Origin of the sequence: Tichowtungia aerotolerans (genome assembly GCF_009905215.1) — a bacterium.
GTDB lineage: Bacteria > Verrucomicrobiota > Kiritimatiellia > Kiritimatiellales > Tichowtungiaceae > Tichowtungia > Tichowtungia aerotolerans.
The window spans coordinates 1,139,465-1,159,004 of the sequence record NZ_CP047593.1; the positions used below are offsets into that span (position 1 = coordinate 1,139,465).

The following is a 19,540-nucleotide window of genomic DNA, read 5'->3' on the forward strand; positions in this document are numbered from 1 at the left end:
TCACGGAGGGAAACGAATTTAAGGGTCACAAACAATATAAAAAAACAGAAATATATGAGTTACTTGATCACAATACTTACCCTGCAACCATTCGAACCATTTCCTGCATAACGCCCCTGCGGGACTCGACCAGTCGGGCGGCGGAGGCGCCGAGCGTTTTCCGAGCCCCGGAATCGGCCAGCAGTTCTGCGACCGTTTTTTCCAAGGCTTGAAAATCCACGACCTGCCGCAAAGCATTGGCGGACAGAAAGTCGTCCATGACGGACGGAAAATTTTCCATATTGGGGCCAACCACAATCGGTTTTCCGAACAGCGCCGGTTCAATCGGGTTCTGACCTCCATGCTGTGTGAGGCTTTTGCCGACAAATACCAGATCGGCGGCGGCATAAAAGCCCATCAGTTCACCGGTGGTATCAATCACCAGCACGTCGGCCTTTGACGCTTCCCGGGAGCGAAGCGAGCAGGTCAATCCCTGCCCCTCAATAGCGGCCGCCACATTTTCGCGCCGCTCGGCGTGGCGCGGAACCAGAACCAGAAACAGGTTCGGATATTTTTCGCGCAGTGTTTTATAGATTCTGCAAAGCACCTCTTCTTCGCCGTCCCAGGTGGAACCGCCGAGCAGGATGAACGCATCATCCGGAACACCCGCCTGTTTCAGAACGGCGCGCGCCGGCACCGCAGCATCCGGCGCGGGCGGCGGAAGATCATATTTGGCCGTTCCGAGCGCATGAACGGATTCGGGCCGTGCCCCCATTGCAAGCATGCGCCCGGCATCCTGTTTGCCCTGCACACAGATCGGATCGATCAGTTCCAGAATCCGGCGCGTGAAGCCGCGCAGTTTCATATAGCCGCGAAATGAGGAATCGGAAACACGTCCGTTGATTAATGCGACCGGAATGCCGCGCCGATGCGCCTGCCGAATCAGGTTGGGCCAGAATTCACATTCAACCAGAATCAGTTGGAGAGGATGGATAGCGCCAAAGGCTCTCTTCATGATGAACGGCATATCCAGAGGGAAATAGATCAGCACATCACGGCGGTCCATTCGTTTCTCGCCAATGGCATGCGCCGTCGATGTATTGGTGCTGAGCACAAACCGTGCGTCGGGATTCTGCCCGCGATACGCCGCGATAAAACTCAGCGCAATATTGATTTCACCCACGCTGACGGCGTGGATCCAGATGTGGCGCCCCGCTTCCAGTCGACGGGTTATTCCGTGCCCATAAATACCGAACCGCTGTTCGAAATGCTTTTTGTAACCGCCGCGCCGCGCCATGCGCGTCAGGAATTTCGGCAGCATCAGCAGAAACACCAGAGGAAACACCAGATTGTAAATAAACCAGATCATAAAAACGCGAGAGTTTCGGGTTTCAGGACGCCACTTTCAAGTTTCAAGTTCGCCGTCATGCCCGCGGATGGGCCTCTTCGTAAACACGCTTGAGTTTTTCGATGGAAACGTGCGTGTAAATCTGGGTTGTTGAAAGGCTGGCATGGCCGAGCAGCTCCTGCACGCTGCGCAGGTCGGCGCCGTTGTCGAGCAGATGGGTCGCAAAGCTGTGGCGCAGTGCGTGCGGAGAGATGGTCGGCTTAAGCCCGCAGTACGCCACATATTTTTTCACCATTCGCTCAATGGAGCGCGCGGTAATCGGCCCGCCGTTTTTATTCAGGAAAACAACCTCCCGCGAACGCGCCTGCTGACCCAGCTCGTTCCAAACCTCGGAACGCATCGACAGCGCGTTCTGCATGGCGATTTCCGCCGGGCGGCCCAGCGGGCAAAGCCGTTCCTTTTTGCCCTTTCCGAGAACATTGATGATGCCGGAAAGAATATCGATCTGGTCTTCTTTCATGCTGACCAGCTCGCCGACTCGCATGCCGGTGCTGTAGAGCACTTCCAGAATGGCCGTGTCGCGCACAGGAGCGTATTCATCAAATACCTTTTTCTTGTCTGTGCCCCTGGCCATTGCGTGCGGAGCGGCCAGCAGCTGATCGACCTCGTTCATGGAAAGCACCGCCGGCAGATAGCTTCCTTTTTTGGGAAGCTGCAGGCCGGAAAAAGGATTGAGCGCCACATACTCTTCGCGCACCAGAAATTTGTAGAACGAACGCAGCGCCGAAAGTTTGCGGCCGGTCGTCGCCGGCGCCATTTCCAGTTTCTGGAAGAAGACCAGGAACTTCCGGGCGGCAAAACGGTCGGCCTCTTTCCACTTATAGGGCGGCTTCGTCTCGTCGCCCCACGTCAGCCCGACGAACTGCTTAATGTCCATCAGGTAGTTGGAAATCGTATGCCCGGAGGCATTCCGTTCCCCTTCCAGATACTTCACAAAATGTTCGACGCACGGATCCATTACTTCAACCGCTTGACTCCCGAATCATCCAAGAGAATCTTCATTTGCTGAATGGCAGTCTGGTTGAGCTTCATCAAACGTTCTTCACGCGCCACTCCATCCGCAATAAACAGAGCATTCAGGCTTTCAAGATTGGCGAGACAAACCAGCTGCGCAGCATTGGCGTGGTCACGAATGTTTCCTTTATCGTCCGAATGATTTTCACGCCACTGCTTCGCCGTCATACCAAACAGCGCCATATTCAGCACATCCGCTTCATTGGCATACACAAAACTGATCTGCTGCGGAGTCAGCTCCGGCGGAATCAGATTCGCCTGAACCGCATCGGTATGAATGCGGTAGTTGATCTTGGCGAGATTGCGTCGGATATCCCATCCCAGCTGCTTGTGCTCATCCTCCTTCAATCGCTGGAACTCTTTAATCAGGTAGAGCTTGAACTCCACCGACACCCACGACGCAAATTCAAAAGCAATGTCCTTGTGAGCGAAGGTTCCTCCGTAACGGCCTGTTTTTGCAACAATACCAATCGCACCTGTAGATGAAATCCAGCGCTTGGGAGTTAACGAAAAGCTGTTAAGCCCTGCCTGATTTCTAATTCCATCGAATTCGATGGAATTAAAATCCGGGTTATTCAGTTGCTCCCAGATTCCGAGAAACTCAATTGTATTCCGATTACGCATCCAGTTCTGGATAATGTAGTCGCTCCTCTCCTGATCTCTATGCCGGGCAATATCTGTTATGCTGATATAATCATCCTGATGCAGCTTCTGAACGGCAACCATCCTCTCCATCACGTCGATCTTTTGTATTTTAGCCATATCGCCTCTTTTCTCCAAACGGGTCGATTTCGACCCGTTCAGCTCACCAAAACCAACTGCCTCGAAGCGTGGAGCTCTCCTTCCAGATAGAGACGTTACAAACAGTTCCAGACATTGGAAATTTATACCTGAAAAATTCCAATGCCTGGAAGCCCGACGATGATTTTTTCCAATGCCTGGAAATTTATTTCGCCGCTTTCGGCACGGGAAGTCCGAGGCTTTCACGCACAGCTTCGTAGGTCGGAATCTGACTGGCGTAGCGACCGATCATTTTTTTCATCGCGGCAACCTGCCGGGGCGAAAGCGTTCCTTTGGCTTCGAACTGCGATGAAAGCGAGCTGTAGAAGTCCTGATCGTTGAATTCACGGTTGCCGCGTTTGACCGGCGGGTTCCACGTTTCAATCGATTTGCACAGTTCCATCAGGCGGGAGATTTCCCCGGTGACTTCGCCGTCATCTTTCACCTTGAGGCCCATGTCCTCTTTGACCTGCTCAAAATTGGGAATCTGTTTGGAATATTTCACCAGCAGCGAGTCGAGCGCGGCGACCTGACGGTCGGAAAGGCGCTTGCCGCTCTGAACCTGCTGCTTGAGGGATTTTACAAATTTCCCGTCATCATAGGTGCGGCGACCCACTTTGCGCGGCTCGTCGAACTCCACTTCTTCGAGGTATGCCACTTTTTTACCGGTTTCGGTGCGCGGAGCCTCCGGTTTCTCGAGTTTAAGCTCATTGATGATTTCCTGCGGCATCTGCTCAATGTATTTGCAGGCCATGCGGAAAATCATCTGTTGCTGACGCGCTGTAATTTTGCCGTCTTCCTGGAATTTTTCGCGAACAGATTTGACGATTTCCGAGTCGTCATAGGTACGACGGCCGCGTTTGACGGGCTCGTCCCATTCTTTCACCTGCTCGAGCGCTTTGAGTACACCATCGGTTTCCTCCGGCTCGGCCATATCTTTGGCGCCTTCCAGCCATTCGAGGAACTGGTTGTAGAAGGAGCTCATCATATCGGTCCATTCGACCGTTCCCTCTTCCACCCTGTCGAGCTTTTCCTCCATTTCGGCGGTAAACTTGACGTTAAAAAGCGGGTCGAGCGAACTGACGAGGAAGTCGTTCACACGAAGGCCGGATTCGGTCGGCACGAGCTGCCGCTTTTCTTTATTCACATATTCACGTTTTTCGATGGTCGAAAGCGTCTGGGCGTATGTGGACGGACGTCCAACTCCGTTCTCTTCAAGAGCGCGGATGAGCGACGGCTCAGAATAGCGGGCCGGCGGCTTGGTAAATTTCTGCTCGCCGGTCCATTCGATGCAGTCGAGGTTTTCACCTTCGCTGAGCGGCGGCAGTTTGGTTTCTGCATCGTCCTCTTCGCCCTCTTTCTTTTTGTCGGCGGCGCTTTCGATACCGCTGGCGCGCATATAACCGGGGAAGGCCACTTCGGACGCGGTGGCCCGGAACAGATAGGTGTTTTCGCTGTCGGTTTCAACCTCGGCTGTACGACGGGCGATTTTTGCCGGGACCATCTGGCTGGCTACGAACCGTTCCCAGACCAGTTTGTAGAGCTTGGCTTCGTCCTTCTCGAGACCGCTGACGGATGTCGGAGTCTGAGAGACATCGGTCGGGCGGATGGCTTCATGAGCCTCCTGAGCGCCGCCTTTGCTTTTGTAGACGTTCGGCTTTTTCGGCAGATATTCGTCTCCGTATTCGGACGCAACAAATGCGGCGCATTCTTCCTGCGCGCTTTTCGCAATGTTGAATGAGTCGGTACGCATGTAGGTGATCAATCCGTTTTCATACAGGCTCTGCGCAATGCGCATCGTGCGCGAAGGAGCAAACCCGCAGACGCTGGATGCCGCCTGCTGAATGGTGGAGGTGATGAACGGCGCGCGGGCTTTACGCTGAATGGTTTTTTCGATCACACGAGCGACATGAAGGCTGCCGGCCTCCAGCTCGGCCCTGATCTTCTCTGCCTGCTCGCCGCCTTTGATTTCAGCTTTCTCCCCGTTGATTCGCGCCAGTTTGACGACGAACGGATCCAGCGGCTCAACCTGCTTGCGGACATTGGCGCCCAATACCCAGTATTCTTCCGGCTTGAATTCCTGAATTTCTTTTTCGCGTTCGCAAACCAGGCGAAGAGCAACGGACTGCACGCGCCCGGCGCTGACACCGCCCTTGATCTGCTTCCACAGCAGCGGGCTGACCTTGAAACCGACCAAACGGTCGAGCACCCGGCGCGCCTGCTGCGAGTTAACGCGGTTCATGTCCATTTCCGACGGATTGGCAAAGGCTTCTTCGATCGCAGATTTGGTGATTTCGTTGTAAGTGACGCGGCTGAAGTTTTCTTCCGGAACAAATTCCTTGAGCAGCTCGAACAGATGCCATGCGATGGCTTCCCCTTCGCGGTCGGGGTCGGGGGCGAGATACACATGGTCACATTTCTTTGCCGCGGCCTTGAGCTCCGTAATCACCTTGGCGCGGCCGGTGGTGTTCACATATTCCGGAGTAAACCGGTTGTCCACATCCACACCGAGTTTTTTCGGTGGCAGGTCGCGCACATGCCCCATGGATGCTTTTACAATATAATCGTCGCCCAGATATTTATTAATTGTCTTCGCCTTGGCCGGCGACTCAACAATGACCAGTTTTTTTGCCATGTCTATTCCTTAAAATTCCACTCAGCAAAGCGCGCAGCGGAGTGCTGTCTGCGCTTTGAATCTTCTCTACTCTCTTAAATCTTCTGCCAGTTCGACCCTGCGACCCGGTAAAATGTTCACTACGCGCTTCATTTCGAGCCCAAGGAGCACCCCGCTGGTCTCTGCGCTGGTCATTCCGGAACAGCGCGCCAGTGAATCCACATCCAGGGCGCCCTGCCAAAGGGTCTCTACCAGCTTTTTTTCTCCTTCCGACAACGGAATTTCCGGCCGCGCAGCGGGCTGTTTTGCCTGCTCACCCAAAACTCCCGGAGGAATTAAAAGTTCGAACTCTTCTAATATATCGCCGACATTGTCCACCAATTTCGCACCGTTTTTTATTAAACGGTTGGTTCCCCTGGCTGCCGGATGGTCGATTCGGCCCGGCACCGCAAAAACGCTCCGTCCCTGTTCGAGTGCTGCATCGGCCGTATGCAGCGACCCGCTTTTGGCTCCTGCCTCCACCACTAAAACGCCCATTGAAAGGCCGCTGATAATCCGATTGCGATATGGAAACGTCTGGCGATCCGCCTGCCGCCCCAGCGGATATTCACTGACCACCCCGCCGCTTCCGGCTATGGCATCCGCCAGTTCCGCATTTTCCGGCGGATACAGCTGGTCGATCGCCGCCCCGAGCACGGCAATTGTGCGCCCTTTCGCCTTCAGCGCGCCCGTATGCGCCGCCGTATCAATTCCGCGCGCCAGCCCGCTCACCACCGTAAAGCCGGTCTGCGCCAGCTGATATGCCATTCGGTCAGCAACATTCAGCCCGTAGTGAGTCGCCTTGCGGGAGCCGACAACTCCAAGCGCATGATCATCTTCCGGCAAAAATGCCCCACGAACATACAGCGCAAGCGGCGGGTCATGAATCGTTTTCAAGGCCTCCGGATATTCGCGGTCGAGCGGCGTAATAATGCGCACGCCCAGCGCGTCTGCCTGCTCCTCTTCGGCGGCCGGATCGATCTGTGTACGCTGCTCAAGGATGGAACAGCGCAGCTTTTCCCCGATTCCGCGAACTTTCTGAAGCTCATCGCCATCGACAGAAAACACCGTCTGCGGCGACCCCAGAAAATCGATCAGGGCCCGCACCTTGATCGGCCCGAGCCCCTCCATCATGTTCAGAGCAATATACGCTTCACGATCCGTCATCTTATTTCTTTCTTCCCTCAAACAGTTCCATTTGCGAATCCTTCAGGAGATCGTAGGTTTTCAGAATGCGCAGAATCTGAAGCAAATCTGATTTTTCGTAGTTTTTGACCGTGTCGAGATGATCGATCAGCTCCAGCAGCATCGTTCGGAACGACAGAACGCCATCTACGCCGTTTTTCCGCATCATCGCCAGTGTTTCATCATACAGATCCGCCGTGGCAGTCAGATCGGACACGCACAGGATTCTGACAATCGAACCCGGGCCGAGAATTTTACGCGCTTCCTGAATCACCGAAAGCTCCGTAAACCGGAAAATTTCCGGATTCTGTCTGAGCGTTGCAGGACTGAAGCGGTCGGTATGCCAGCCGCGAATGCTGACCACCGCGCGCTGCACATCCGCCAGATTTCCAGAGTTCCACACGACCTCTTTCGGGGAGTTGAACACGCCCGCCTGACCGGGTCGGGTAATCAGCAGGTCGATTTCTTCGACGTCATGTTTGTGGCGGGCAACCACCTGATGCTTATTCGGCTGGATTACAAAAAACCCCAGAGTTTCAAAATATTCCCGGACGATCCACTCATTGACCGATGCCATCCCATACCTCCTCCATCAGCTCTTCAGGAAGCTCACAGCCGAAATCGACATGGCCGATCCGGTCCGTCAGCACAAACTTCGGCAGGCCGCCGACCGTCTTCTTGTCGACCGCCATCGCCTTGCGCAGGTCGCTCCACACCAGCCCCGGCGCGGTGACCGGCAGCTTCAGCGCAGCCAGCAGTTTTTCGATGCGTTCCGATTCTTCAACCGAAAGTCCCTTTAAAGCCACCGAGAGGCGTGCGGCATACACCATGCCGATTGCAACGGCCTCGCCGTGGAGAAATTGTCCGTAGCCGGCCACATTCTCAATCGCATGTGCCAGCGTGTGCCCGAAATTAAGAATACCGCGCAGGCCGCCTTCGCGCTCGTCCTGACGTACCACCTCGGCTTTGATCTCGCAGCAGCGGGAAATAATTTTTCCAAGGTTTGGAAAATCGTTCGGTGATTTTTCCAAGGTTTGGAAAAGGCGGGAGTCCCAGATGACGCCGTATTTGGCAACCTCGCTCATGCCGGCGGCAAATTCGCGCTCCGGCAGCGTTTTGAGCGTATCGAGGTCGATCATCACCAGCTCCGGCTGGTGAAAGGCACCGACGAGGTTTTTTCCGGCCGGGATGTTGATGCCGGTCTTGCCGCCGACAGAGCTGTCGACCATCGCCAGCAGCGACGTCGGAACCTGTACAAATTTGATGCCGCGCAGCCAGCTGGCGGCGGCGAAGCCGGTCAGGTCGCCGATGACGCCGCCGCCGAGCGCAACCATAAAACATTTGCGGTCAAGACGGTTTTCGGCGGCTTTGGCGTAAAGATTCAGCAACTGTTCATGGCATTTGGTCGGTTCGCCCGCCGGAAGCACCTCGGAAACCGGGCAGAAACCGGCTTTTTCCAGGGATTTGAACACGTTCTCTGCGTAGAGAGGCGCGACGTTTTCGTCGGAAACGATCAGGCAGCGGCCGGTCAGCCCGGCAGCTTTGCAATCCGCTCCGAGACTGTCGAGAATGTCTGAGCCGATGCGAATTGGATAAGAGCGGTCGCCAAGGTCTACTGTTACGTCGTGTGTCATAGCCTTCGGACGCTACTCAAAGGCTCGCAAGGGTTCAACCTTTCTTTTTCAGGGCAGAATCGCCTGCATGCGGTAGAACACCATCTTTTCGGTATTGGTAAGAACAATTTCGGTACCGGGTCCCTCTCCCCAAATGGGTGCGCCGTTGGTGATCCATATCAGGTCGGGAGTCGCCAAACCGTTCGTGGTGTAAAGCAACTGATACTGCCGCGCGGCACTGCCTTCAAACGTGAAGGTTTGGTTTGCCGATGTAATCGCCCCCTCGACCTGCCAGAACGAATTGCTATCCGTCGGATCCGTGTCAGCAATATATTCCTCTTCACCGGTAAACCCATCGCCATCCTGATCAGACACGGCGCTCACATTGACCGCACTGCCGCTCTTCTCATATTCCCAACCATCCGGGATCCCGTCGTCATCAACGTCTGTCACCGCCCGCTGGCCCATAATCTGACTCCGGTAAACCGAGAGATCCGCCATATAAGTCAGATTGCCAAAAGCAGCCACCTTAGCGGATGGCTGGTTCGTATATTCGCCTATATATAAAATTGTTCCCGCCAGTTCCCACGTAAGACCATTTTTGATAAAAGCCCCGCCGCCGGAATCTCCCGGCGCACCCTGGGCTTCACCTACGGCATTATCAAAATCAGTGGAAAAGAATGTCATTCCCTCCGACACAAGCCCTATTGACTGTACTGCATTGTCCCCCCATCGCAACGAAGTCGCGTAAGGAAAAGAGGAATCATAGGTATATCCCGAATATGAATAAGAGCCAACAGTCACGACATTCCACTCAGAATCCCATTTCGTAAGCCCGGAAGTTCGGTCTCTTCCGTTTCCGATCATTATAATGTCCTGCAAAGGAAGCGGAGTCACAGAACGAATCGACATCATTTCCGAAGGGGTGTTGCCCGCCACCTTAAACATGGCAAGGTCAATTGTATCTCCGACATTATTTGTAAGCTGTGTCCAGGTGCCGGACATGTAGGTATAATTTGTGCCGTCCATCAAAACCATAGTCGGGGCGCCATTATGGTTCGCCGTCAAGAACCAGGAATTCCCCACATACACCGAACTGCGATCATTTTGAAATACGCCGATGCGGTTAAAGCCCGGATCATCGGCGGGAGCATTGGTATTCCCAGCCCCGTCCGTACCAGCAATGATTACAGCCGATGCCGTCAAACAACACTGCCAAATCGCAAGCAACACCATAAAAAAGGTCAAACCCGGCGCGTTCATATCAGCCATCGTCTTTCAAGAATCGTTATTTTGCAAAAGCAGGATTATATTCCACGTTGCTGAGCTTACAGGGAGTAATGCGAAGATATTCTGCAACTGCTGGTGCGGCCAGAAGCAGTATAACCGGATAGATTTCATAGTAGTCACGATATTCATCCAGAAGCCCAAAGAGAAAGGTCAATCCAACCAGTGGCGGCAGCATCCACACCGCACTTTTCAGAAAAGACGGCTTATGTGCCCAATCCCGGGCACACAGGACCGCAATAGCGGCAAACATTCCAGCCTGTGCAAAATTATACGGGATCAGCATTAAGTTGTGTCCCAAATGGAACTCTACAGATGCTCCCGGGTTCTTTTGGAACAGAATGTTCAGGCCACACTTGATCGTGACAAAAATAACCACCTGAACTACCGCCAAGGCAAAAAACGGTAGCGTTTGCCGTTTCTTCCAAAAATGAATAATAAAGACCGCAATCAAGAGAACTGTTGTTTCCTTGGACAGACAAGCCAAAACAAACAACAGGATATACACCTTCCAGCGCCGCAGACTCATCATAGCCAGCGCATAACAGAACAGGACCAGATGAGGAAAGTCGTAAAGATAGCTGTAGTAACGGAAGAAACAAGGCAGCCCAGCCAGTGCTACCAGCGACAATACTCGCAAAAAAACTGGATTCATTTCATACTGCGATCGCGCCAGTACCCCGAATGCATGAACGAACAGAAGAAGAGAAACGAACAAAACTGCAACAGCAATCAGATATGCTGAAGCATATTCCAATTCCCACTCATACCGTTCAAAAAGTTCTGAAACCGGCCTCGCGGCAACAGCAGTACAGATCTTCTCGTTCAATACATCCGGCAGCGCATTTTCCAGAGAACGAATTACTGTAGGCGCCAGTACCCGATAAACAAAAGGCCGACTGGCCGTTCCATCCACCATATCGCGAAACATCGTCGGCGGATTACCAGTCATTCCGACTCTGAAAAAACTGCCGAGAACCAGAATGCTGATAAACAGAATTGCTGAAAAATATGAAATCCATCCAGCTGTCCGTATCAGCTTCATCGATATCGTCCTCAACTAAATTTCGGCTCAATAAATACCGGCGGGTGCATGTAGAGCGGCTCAAGGTCCTCGGGACGGGTCTGCGCCAGATCAGCCACCTCTTTGGCATGCGGAAAGTGTGCGCATCCAATATTTGGAAAGATTTTTGTCAGCCGTTCGGCCTCGGGGCTGACGATAACGGCTTCAGCAGACACAGAAACCTCTTCGTAGGGGATTAATTCCCAATCTTTTGAAAGTTTGATACCGCCGTCTTCCAATGCTTGGAAAAGTCCGATCCAGACCTGCCCGCGGCGGGCATCGCCGACCACGGCGATTTCTTTGGCGCCTTCGCGGGCAATAGCTAGAGCCAGTGCCGCGCCGCTGCTGACGGCCCGCACTTCTTTTTTATCGGGCAGCGCCAATGCCTGCGCAATCGCCAAACTCATGCGCATGCCGGAAAATGATCCCGGTCCCCGGCCAACCGCAAACCGCGATATATCACGATACGACAGTTCGGCCTCCTGGATCAGGGTTTCCAACGTTTGGAAAATGGTGTTGTGACGAACGCGGTCGGCAATCCAGCTTTTTTCGCCAATCACATCACCGTCTCTGAGCAGGGCGAGAGAGCCCTGCCGTGAGGAGCATTCTATGCCAAGAGTAATCATAAGGGGTTCTCGATAATCTGAATTGTACGAATCTGTTCGTCGTCACCGCGCTGAAGACGTACGTGGACCGCATCGGGAGGAATGAGCTCGGCAGCCCGCTCGGCCCACTCGATGACCGTGATGCCGTCGGTTTCAAGGTATTCGTCGAGGCCGAGGTCGTATGCTTCTTCAGGCCCCCCAAGGCGGTAGAGGTCAATATGATGAAACGGAACGGCTCCCTGATATTCACTGATCAGCGTATAGGTGGGACTGCAGACCGGCTCTTTCACGCCGGCGGCCTGCGCCAGTCCCTGCGTGAAACAGGTTTTGCCCGCACCAAGGTTCCCGTGCAGGGCAATAACCGCCGGAAGTTCCAGGGTTTGGAAAAATTCGGCGGCGATTTTCCAAGTATTGGAAGGGCTGCTGGAAATCCATTCGTTCATATGAGACGAAGGTTTTATTGATCTGCCGGATTAAATTCAATGGCAAAAGACGCCGGTTCGCTGCGAACTTCCATGCCGTCAGCATAAACGGCGACCGCCTGTATGTGCTGCGGGCCTTCGCCAATGATCTTTTCATCAAAGATCAGCGCCTCGCCGGGAGCCGCTTCGGCCAGCTTGCGGCCGCTTCCCAGCAGATACAGCGACTGCGGGATTTCTCCGCCTTTGGTTTCCGCGGTAACCGTAATCCTGGACGGGAGGTCATCATTCAGTCCGGTAATTGCAACAGAGCGCCCTTTTTTATTGATGAAAACGGGAACATCTTTAAATCCACTCGGCAAAACCTGCCGCCCCGGAACCAGAGCCTGCACAATCAGGCGGACGTTATGATAGCCGTCACTCATTTCGGCAAACGGCAGTTCAACCAGAGAGTTGCCCTCGCCATGCTTGATTTCTCTTCCATTGAGCAGCGCACTGTAGACCGGCTGGGCGGTCTTGACGGGAAATGTGGCATCAACCACAAACGCGGCATCAAGATCGCTGGTGATTTCTTTGCTGAGGCCGACCGGCTTGATCTGCACTGGAAGAGCGCCAATCAGGGACAGCGGGTCGCCGAGAAGCAGTACCTGCATCGGGCTGGCAATCGATTGATAGAAACTCTCCATTGCAGAACAACCAGCAGCATAGTGGGCGAAAAAACGAGCATGCGGGAACTTGACCCAGTTATTGTACGGTTCGGTCACCATTCCGGCGGTTACCGTGACCCCGGCTTCCAACCAGGCAGTACATTTGGTCTGCGGCTTCTGGAACTCGGCCGACCAGCTGGTGAGGTGTTCAGCCATGGCTCCGGGAAGGAACGTACCGCAGTCTGCCGGCTTTACGGTTGCGGCACCGGTCATCACGCCGGTCAGGTCTTTCTGATGCGGCGCCGGATTGGTGGTAACCACCGCAACCCCGGCATAAGCCGTCATCTCGGCTTTTACGCCATCAAACTGCCATTCGCGCGGACCGGACCGCGCACTGTCATCGGTTTCCACAAAAAGAACCCGCGGACCAGCGTTGCGCTGCCAGGCTCGCGCGCCATCTTCAATGCAGCGCAAAACGGTTTCCATGCTGTTCCCGTTTTCGCCGATATAGCCAAGCATCATGGCCGGCAGCGGCATTCTGTCTTTCAGCCCCGCAGCCCAGACATCCAATGAGCGCGGGGGCAGCTTCTGTGCGTTGTCCTGCCCGGGCCCGGCAAACAGAGGAGACACAATCTGCCCCTTCTCCATCGCTTCAAGATCCGGAACCGTTCCTTTCAGAAAGGTCAGTCCCATAATCGACATCTGCTGCCGATCATTCGGAGAAGTGACAATGCGAATCGGAAAATCGACGGAATACACCAGTGCCAGAACCTGATTATCCAGCCCGCGATCCTCAAGGGTCAGGACCGCCGGATTATAGATCCGAGACTTAAATTCCTCCGGTGTACACTCAAAGCGTCCGGAAAACATGGATTCCGGCAGGTCGAGGTAGATGAAGTTTTCTCTCGGAATTCCGTGCAGGCCGGCAAATACATTGGCCGCTTTTTTGGACGCCTGCGAATTTTCATTCACCAGCACAGCAACCTGATGGGGCATCTGGGCGACCGCGGTCACGGCCAATAAAACAAAACAAAGAATCTGTTTGAATTTCATGACCGCGAGGCTACTCCCTTGACGAAAAGCAGACAAGGACAGATACTCGCTACCGTGAAATTGATGATTTCTATTTTTATTCTGCTGGTATGCACGTGGACCGCCGCGGCAACCGGAGAGGGATTTGAGCGCTACAAGATTATCATCGACAAGCATCCCTTCGGAGAAGATCCCCCTGAGGCAGACACTGTTCAGGTTGCTCCCGGCCAGTCCTTTGCCAAAAACCTTCGTCTTTCCATGCTTTTTGAAGGCCCAAACGGAGATGTGCGCGTCGGAATTATCGATAAGGCGGAAAAGAAAAACTACATTCTCAATATCGGCGAGATCCAGAACGGCATTGAACTGATCGAGGCTGACATCAATAAATCCGAGGCCATGTTGAAAAAAGGCAATGAGGTTGCCCTGTTCAAACTGGAAGAAGGCGCTCCGGAGCCGGTCTCAAAACAGCAGCAGCAGTCGCGTCAAAGCTCCTATGCCGAACGCCGCCGCGCCCTGCTGAAGAAAATAGAAGAGCGCCGCAAAGAAGAAGAACCCAAACAGCCGCAACTGACCGGCGAAGCGCTTCGCAAACATCTTGAAGAGGTGCAGATGGATGCCATCCGGACCGGCAAACCTCCGTTGCCCATGCCTCTGACCCCTGAAATGGATGCGCAACTGGTTCAGGAAGGCGTTCTGCCTCCGCAGTAAACTACTGCAGGTTCTCAATCATCCGAAGTACCGTGTCCCCAATGGTCTGCATACTCCCGGCCGACAGCTTATCCATCGAATCTTCGGTCGTGTGCCAATAATCATTGAGTCCCGGAGCCGACCCGAACTCAAAATCAATCACGTCAATGGCCGGCATGCCCGCCAGCAAAAACGGCACATGGTCATCCAGAATGGATCCTTTGCCTAAACTGAACACGGACCGTGTGCCGACTTCATGAGCAGCAAAGAACAGCTCTTTAATCAGCGTCTGGGAACTGTTGCGCGGCACGGTGACATTCAGATCCGCATCCCCGATCATATCGAGCACAATCACAGCCTCCACATGCGGCACCCCGCCGCCTTCGGCAATCTGCTGCGCCAGCCGTCGACTGCCGTGCAGGCCATCGTTGGGCGCATACTCACGACTGCACTCCTCCCCATCAAAAAAGGCGACCAGAAACTCTGTTTCATACGGCCCTTTTTCAGACAACACCCGCGCCAGCTCCAGCAAAACCCCGGAGCTCGATCCGGAATCATTCGCACCTTCAAAATCCGGCGAAATCCCGGATTTAGTATCAAAATGAGATCCCAGCACAATCAGGCGCGGTGTTTTACCGGGGAGCCGTCCCAGCACATTATTGAAAATCCGCTTCCCGTCCGGAGTTTCCTCCGTAAAGGTGTCGATTTTGGTCTTAAGTCCAAACTCCTTAAGCTTCCGCTCCAAGTGAACCGCCGCGCGCCGCGCGCCACCCGTTCCCGCATCGCGCGGGCGAATGGCAACCAACTCTTCCGTTTCAGCAAATGCCTTTGCGCCATCAAATCCGGATGATCCCGCTGGAGAACAGCCGGCTATAACCAAAAGTTCCAAACATTGGAAAACCGTTAGTCCAATTTTCCAATATTTGGAACCCATAGCATGGGAGCATCGATTGCCTTTTCCACGGGCTGGAAATTTCATGAGCAGACTCGCAATGATAGGGGCATCCGCGCCCTATGCTGTTTTTGCATGGGCGGCTTCGGTAATTTTCTGAACCAGTTCGTCGCAGAGTTTCGGGTCTTCGAGCAGCGCTTTGCGGGCGCCTTCGCGGCCCTGCCCGAGCTGCTGGCCGTCACAGGAAAGCCAGGAACCTTTTTTGTCGATCAGACCATATTCAACGCCGGCATCAATGATGGAGCCCGTGTAGGAAATGCCTTCTGCATACAGGATATCGAACTCCGCCAGCGTAAACGGCGGCGCCACCTTGTTTTTGACCACCTTCACTTTGGTGCGGTTGCCGTATACTGAGCCCGAGGTGTCCTTGAGCTGACCGATCCGGCGAATGTCCAAGCGAACGGACGAGTAAAACTTGAGCGCGCGGCCGCCGGGTGTGGTTTCCGGGCTGCCGAACATCACACCGACTTTTTCGCGAATCTGGTTCGTGAAAATGCAGGAACAGTTAGTGCGGTTGATGGCCGACGTCAGCTTGCGAAGCGCCTGGCTCATCAGACGTGCCTGCAGACCAACGTGTGACTGCCCCATTTCGCCGTCAAGCTCGGCCTGCGGCGCGAGCGCGGCGACGGAGTCGACCACGACCAGATCAATGGACCCGCTCTTCACCAGCGTTTCGCAAATGTTGAGCGCTTCTTCGCCGGAGTCGGGCTGAGAAACCAGCAGGTTATCCACATCGACGCCGATTTTTTTGGCGTAGGATGGATCGAGCGCGTGCTCGGTGTCAATAAACGCTGCAGTACCGCCGCCCTTCTGGACATTCGCAATAATGTGCGAGCACAGCGTGGTTTTTCCGGAGGATTCCGGACCGTAAATTTCAACTACGCGACCTCTGGGAATTCCACCGATTCCGAGCGCGAGGTCAAGCGTCAAAGCTCCCGTGGAAATATGGGAAATTGTTTTGGGAGCCTCCTGATCGCCCAGGCGAACAATCGCTCCGTCTCCGTACTGTTTCTTGATGTCAGCCAGCACAGCGTCAAGACTGACGCCACCTTCTTTAGAACTTTTTTTAGCAGCCATAGTTCGCAAAGCCTACACCGCTGATCAAATTGTTCAAGCGCGGAACACGCCTGCCTCAAAGATTACGGCTTCCGGAAAACAAAGTCCCCTTCCATCATCAAAGAAAAGAAACAGATAGCTTGAAAAGAAACCTTTAAATTCATTATGATCTTCAAATGTTAGCTTCAATTAGAAAGGACTCCCTCATGCAAACCGTACGTCTCATACTTGCATTCCTGGCCCTCGGCCTCTACTCCACCGCCGCCGAAGTTTCCGAAGAAATGGCAAAACTTCAGGATGAGTATAAAGGACACATGAAGATTTGGGCCGTCGAAGATGATGAGGAGGAAAGCTCCAGCGGTAGAGAATACTTTCTCTTAAAGTTTGAGTCGCGCCAAGATGTTCGCGATCGCCACCTAAACTACGAAATGCATGCCGCTATACAACTGACCGACAAAAAAACCGATCAGGTTGTCTACGCAGAGGCAACTGCCGTTCCAAGTGAATTACCCCCTGATGATTTCTACGCAGACCATACAAAATGGGAATTGAAAATTCCTTTCGGGGATATGAAAAAGCCTAAACTGACCGCATCGGCAATCGAATTTGGGTTTATTAGAAACGGACAGTTTATTCCGATTGCCGTGGATTACGACAAAGTGGATAGCATGGAAGAGATCGTCAACAGTAGCGCAAAAGAAGTAAAACCAAAATCGTTCCGCCACAGCCACTATGCGTATAACGAAATCTATGACTGATTGATCGGATTGCGTTTACAATCCTAACTCTTCCCAAAAATCCACATCCTCCCAGCGCCCGGTTTCCGGGCGCACGAGCATCAGGGAGTTAAAGCAGACAGCGGGCGGCACATTGAGTGTCGCCCGCAATGCGTTTCGGTCAACGCGCGAGGCGTTGAAGCCGTAAAGCAGACTCAGATGCGGGCCGATTTTCGGAGCATGCGAACCGGGCAGTTGCGCGGCAGATTTCTTGAAAAGATCAGTCTTTCCCCCCAATCGCAAAACGAAATAGGTCGACCAATGTTCGGTCCAGTCAATTCCGGCGCTCTGCAGCTCCAGCGGAAACTCGACCGGAAGTTTTCTAACCTGCTTGATCAGTTCCGACTCCGAATTTTTCCAAACTCCGGAACAAAGCGTGGCGTGCGGAACAAACGTCGGCGTCTTAAACTCTGCTGCCAGTGAATCAATGATTTGCTGCAAGGGTTCACGCTGTTCTTCACACGGCACCAGCCAAACAGCATACGCAAAGCCGCTCACAACCGCTCCACCTTTTCGACATAGGCATTAATGTCGCATTTGCGTTTGAGACCCGCGGCGTTCATATAACGCGTTTTCCCAAAAACCGGGCGCGCCGCCCAGGCCGTGTCGTGTTTGCCGAAAACCCAGGCAACTCCGGCGTATGAATTAGGGTCGCGCCCGTCGATAAAATATTTGTTATTGATCGCCAGCAACGTTTCAAACGCTTCCTCCGGCGACGGGCTCCACTCGAGCACTTTTTTGCCCCAATACATGCGCATGTAGTTGTGCATAAAACCGGTCACGCGCATCTCTGTCATTGCCGCGTTCCAGTATGGATCATGCGTCTGCGACTGCTCGAACTGCTCGCGCGTATAGAGATACTCGCGCTCATCCTTCGCGTGATTTTTGAGCGTCTGCTTCGCCCAGTTCGGAAGACAGGAAAACTGATCGTAGTCCGGAGTGAACCAGACAAAATTCATCGCCAGCTCGCGCCGAACAATCAGCTGCTCGATGAACGCATCCTGCGCCTCTTTAGCCGCGTCGCTTTTCAAAACCTCCAGCGCGATGGTTAGCGGAGAAATCTGCCCAAAGTGCAAATATGGACTCATCATCGATACATCATCGGTCTGCGGCTGGTTGCTGTGATCGCTGTACACCGCCAGACTGTTTTTGATGAACTGTTTAAGCCGCCGTTTTGCCTCTGCCGTTCCGCCTTTAAACGACTTAACCGCGCCGACGCTTCGATCGAGTTTCAGGTTTCCAATGGTTGGAACTTGTCGGCTCAGTTTTTCCAGCCCTTGAAACCATTCCCGTGCCGCAACGCAGTTGCTTGCCAATGGCTGAAGAAATTCGTTGAGGTTTCGATGGATTTTGGGGCGAAGGGTGCGGGCCATGTATTCGGGTTTGTCGGAGGCGGTTTCGACCGGCACCACAACGTCGCTCTCAACTTCGACGACCTCACAGTCCGATTCGTCGGCGACCCGCGCGCGCCACTCAGCCTGATGGCGCAGATAGCCCATATCGCACACAATCAGCGCGGCCTCTTTGCCGGCTTCAATGGCAACGTCTGCCGGATGACCGCGACCGATAAACGCGCCGATGCCGCGTTTTTCCAAAGTTTGGAAAACTTCTTCGAGCCCCTGAAGCATGAAGGCGTAGTGGCGCTCGTTGGCTTCGGGGTAGTCGTCCATCAGACCGAAAACGACAGCCACAGGAAGGGTCCATTGATTGGCGCGCTCAATCGCGTATTCGAGCGCATGGTTCCATTCGGCGCGCTGGCTCTGCTGCATCCAGTAGAGAACAAACCCGCCGGATTGCCGGACGGGTTTGTCGTTCAGTTTATGAATGCGCGCCGGATGAATCATCGGCTTATTTCTTCAGGCCGTAATGCTGCACCATCAGGTTGAGGTCTTCGAGCAGATCCTGCAGGTCCTGTTCATGCTCGATCTCCTGTTCAATAATCTGCAGCGCGATATTATAGGTGATCTGATCGGTGTCGCGCGTCTTTTTCATCAAGTCGTTATAGACGCTGATGGCGCACTGTTCGCCGCGGATATTCTGTTCGAGCACGGCCTGTACAAAGGGGTCGGTCGGCGGCTCGTATTCGCAGTTGGTGAGTGTGAACCAGTCGGCCGGCGTGAGGATCGGCGTGCCGCCGAGCTGCACGATGCGATCCGAGACGAGTTCGGCATGCTGCATTTCTTCGGTGGCATGCTGAAGCAGTTCAGCGATAACCGCATCTTTCATCGGCCCGGCAACGACTTTGGTGCCAATCCAGTACTGGTAGTGAGCCAGCCATTCGTCAGCAAGAGCTTTGTTCAACAGTGTCAGCAGTTCATTGACGTCCATGCCGACGATTTCAATTCCACGACTTCCCATGATTTCCCTCCTGTTGCTGTTAGAAA

19 protein-coding genes are annotated in these 19,540 nt (G+C 53.8%); 2 read left to right on the forward strand and 17 right to left on the reverse strand.

All coding sequences use genetic code 11. The annotated features are described in order from the left end of the window. Positions 1 to 76: 76 nt before the first annotated feature. From GT409_RS04880 to GT409_RS04935, 12 genes are all read right to left on the reverse strand, one after another. Positions 77 to 1,348 (reverse strand): 3-deoxy-D-manno-octulosonic acid transferase, encoded by a 1,272-nt coding sequence (locus GT409_RS04880; protein WP_160627485.1) that lies wholly within the window; start codon positions 1,346 to 1,348, stop codon positions 77 to 79. A gap of 55 nt (positions 1,349 to 1,403) precedes the next feature. Continuing rightward, positions 1,404 to 2,345: a tyrosine recombinase gene (locus GT409_RS04885; protein ID WP_160627487.1), complete on the reverse strand. Its 942-nt coding sequence runs from the start codon at positions 2,343 to 2,345 to the stop codon at positions 1,404 to 1,406. Further along, positions 2,345 to 3,163 carry a KilA-N domain-containing protein gene (locus GT409_RS04890; RefSeq protein WP_160627489.1) on the reverse strand — a complete coding sequence of 273 codons (819 nt, stop codon included), beginning with the start codon at positions 3,161 to 3,163 and terminating at the stop codon, positions 2,345 to 2,347. Before GT409_RS04890 ends, GT409_RS04885 begins: the two co-directional genes overlap by 1 nt. A 184-nt stretch (positions 3,164 to 3,347) precedes the next feature. After that, positions 3,348 to 5,816 carry a type I DNA topoisomerase gene (topA, locus tag GT409_RS04895; protein ID WP_160627491.1) on the reverse strand — a complete coding sequence of 823 codons (2,469 nt, stop codon included), beginning with the start codon at positions 5,814 to 5,816 and terminating at the stop codon, positions 3,348 to 3,350. A gap of 66 nt (positions 5,817 to 5,882) precedes the next feature. Then, a complete protein-coding gene (gene dprA / locus GT409_RS04900) occupies positions 5,883 to 7,001 on the reverse strand; it encodes a DNA-processing protein DprA (protein WP_160627493.1) in 1,119 nt (372 codons plus the stop codon). A 1-nt stretch (position 7,002) separates the two neighbouring features. Next, positions 7,003 to 7,596, reverse strand: coding sequence for a hypothetical protein (locus GT409_RS04905; protein ID WP_160627495.1), 594 nt, complete (start codon positions 7,594 to 7,596; stop codon positions 7,003 to 7,005). Continuing rightward, a complete protein-coding gene (aroB, locus tag GT409_RS04910) occupies positions 7,580 to 8,653 on the reverse strand; it encodes a 3-dehydroquinate synthase (protein ID WP_160627497.1) in 1,074 nt (357 codons plus the stop codon). The genes GT409_RS04905 and aroB overlap by 17 nt, the downstream gene beginning before the upstream one ends. Positions 8,654 to 8,701: 48 nt before the next feature. Further along, entirely contained in the window at positions 8,702 to 9,904 is a 1,203-nt protein-coding gene (locus GT409_RS04915; RefSeq protein ID WP_160627499.1) for a trypsin-like serine protease, read from the reverse strand. A gap of 16 nt (positions 9,905 to 9,920) precedes the next feature. Beyond that, positions 9,921 to 10,964 carry a hypothetical protein gene (locus GT409_RS04920; RefSeq protein WP_160627501.1) on the reverse strand — a complete coding sequence of 348 codons (1,044 nt, stop codon included), beginning with the start codon at positions 10,962 to 10,964 and terminating at the stop codon, positions 9,921 to 9,923. An 11-nt stretch (positions 10,965 to 10,975) separates the two neighbouring features. Then, positions 10,976 to 11,608, reverse strand: a complete 633-nt coding sequence (tsaB, locus tag GT409_RS04925; RefSeq protein WP_160627503.1) for a tRNA (adenosine(37)-N6)-threonylcarbamoyltransferase complex dimerization subunit type 1 TsaB — start codon at positions 11,606 to 11,608, stop codon at positions 10,976 to 10,978. Continuing rightward, positions 11,605 to 12,030, reverse strand: coding sequence for a tRNA (adenosine(37)-N6)-threonylcarbamoyltransferase complex ATPase subunit type 1 TsaE (gene tsaE / locus GT409_RS04930; RefSeq protein ID WP_160627505.1), 426 nt, complete (start codon positions 12,028 to 12,030; stop codon positions 11,605 to 11,607). Before tsaE ends, tsaB begins: the two co-directional genes overlap by 4 nt. Before the next feature lie 14 nt (positions 12,031 to 12,044). After that, positions 12,045 to 13,706 carry a hypothetical protein gene (locus GT409_RS04935; RefSeq protein ID WP_160627506.1) on the reverse strand — a complete coding sequence of 554 codons (1,662 nt, stop codon included), beginning with the start codon at positions 13,704 to 13,706 and terminating at the stop codon, positions 12,045 to 12,047. Between the two features lie 54 nt (positions 13,707 to 13,760). Here GT409_RS04935 and GT409_RS04940 point away from each other — a divergent pair, with 54 nt between their 5' ends. After that, on the forward strand, positions 13,761 to 14,393 hold the full coding sequence (locus GT409_RS04940; protein ID WP_160627508.1) for a hypothetical protein: 633 nt from the start codon (positions 13,761 to 13,763) through the stop codon (positions 14,391 to 14,393). Between the two features lies 1 nt (position 14,394). Here GT409_RS04940 and GT409_RS04945 read toward each other — a convergent pair whose 3' ends face one another. After that, positions 14,395 to 15,306 carry a M28 family metallopeptidase gene (locus tag GT409_RS04945; protein ID WP_160627510.1) on the reverse strand — a complete coding sequence of 304 codons (912 nt, stop codon included), beginning with the start codon at positions 15,304 to 15,306 and terminating at the stop codon, positions 14,395 to 14,397. A gap of 78 nt (positions 15,307 to 15,384) precedes the next feature. Continuing rightward, the gene (gene recA / locus GT409_RS04950) at positions 15,385 to 16,401 is read right to left on the reverse strand and encodes a recombinase RecA (protein WP_160627512.1); all 1,017 of its coding nucleotides are present in this window, start codon (positions 16,399 to 16,401) and stop codon (positions 15,385 to 15,387) included. Positions 16,402 to 16,586: 185 nt separating this feature from the next. On the opposite strand from recA, the gene GT409_RS04955 reads away from it, so the two are divergent. Then, positions 16,587 to 17,138, forward strand: coding sequence for a hypothetical protein (locus GT409_RS04955; RefSeq protein ID WP_160627514.1), 552 nt, complete (start codon positions 16,587 to 16,589; stop codon positions 17,136 to 17,138). A gap of 15 nt (positions 17,139 to 17,153) precedes the next feature. Here GT409_RS04955 and GT409_RS04960 read toward each other — a convergent pair whose 3' ends face one another. From GT409_RS04960 to GT409_RS04970, 3 genes are read right to left on the reverse strand one after another with little or no spacing between them, the layout of a single operon-like run. Continuing rightward, positions 17,154 to 17,654 (reverse strand): hypothetical protein, encoded by a 501-nt coding sequence (locus GT409_RS04960; RefSeq protein ID WP_160627516.1) that lies wholly within the window; start codon positions 17,652 to 17,654, stop codon positions 17,154 to 17,156. Continuing rightward, complete coding sequence (locus tag GT409_RS04965; protein ID WP_160627518.1) at positions 17,651 to 19,000, reverse strand: deoxyribodipyrimidine photo-lyase; 1,350 nt, start codon at positions 18,998 to 19,000, stop codon at positions 17,651 to 17,653. The genes GT409_RS04960 and GT409_RS04965 overlap by 4 nt, the downstream gene beginning before the upstream one ends. 4 nt (positions 19,001 to 19,004) lie before the next feature. Further along, positions 19,005 to 19,514 (reverse strand): ferritin-like domain-containing protein, encoded by a 510-nt coding sequence (locus tag GT409_RS04970; RefSeq protein WP_160627520.1) that lies wholly within the window; start codon positions 19,512 to 19,514, stop codon positions 19,005 to 19,007. Positions 19,515 to 19,540: the final 26 nt, after the last annotated feature.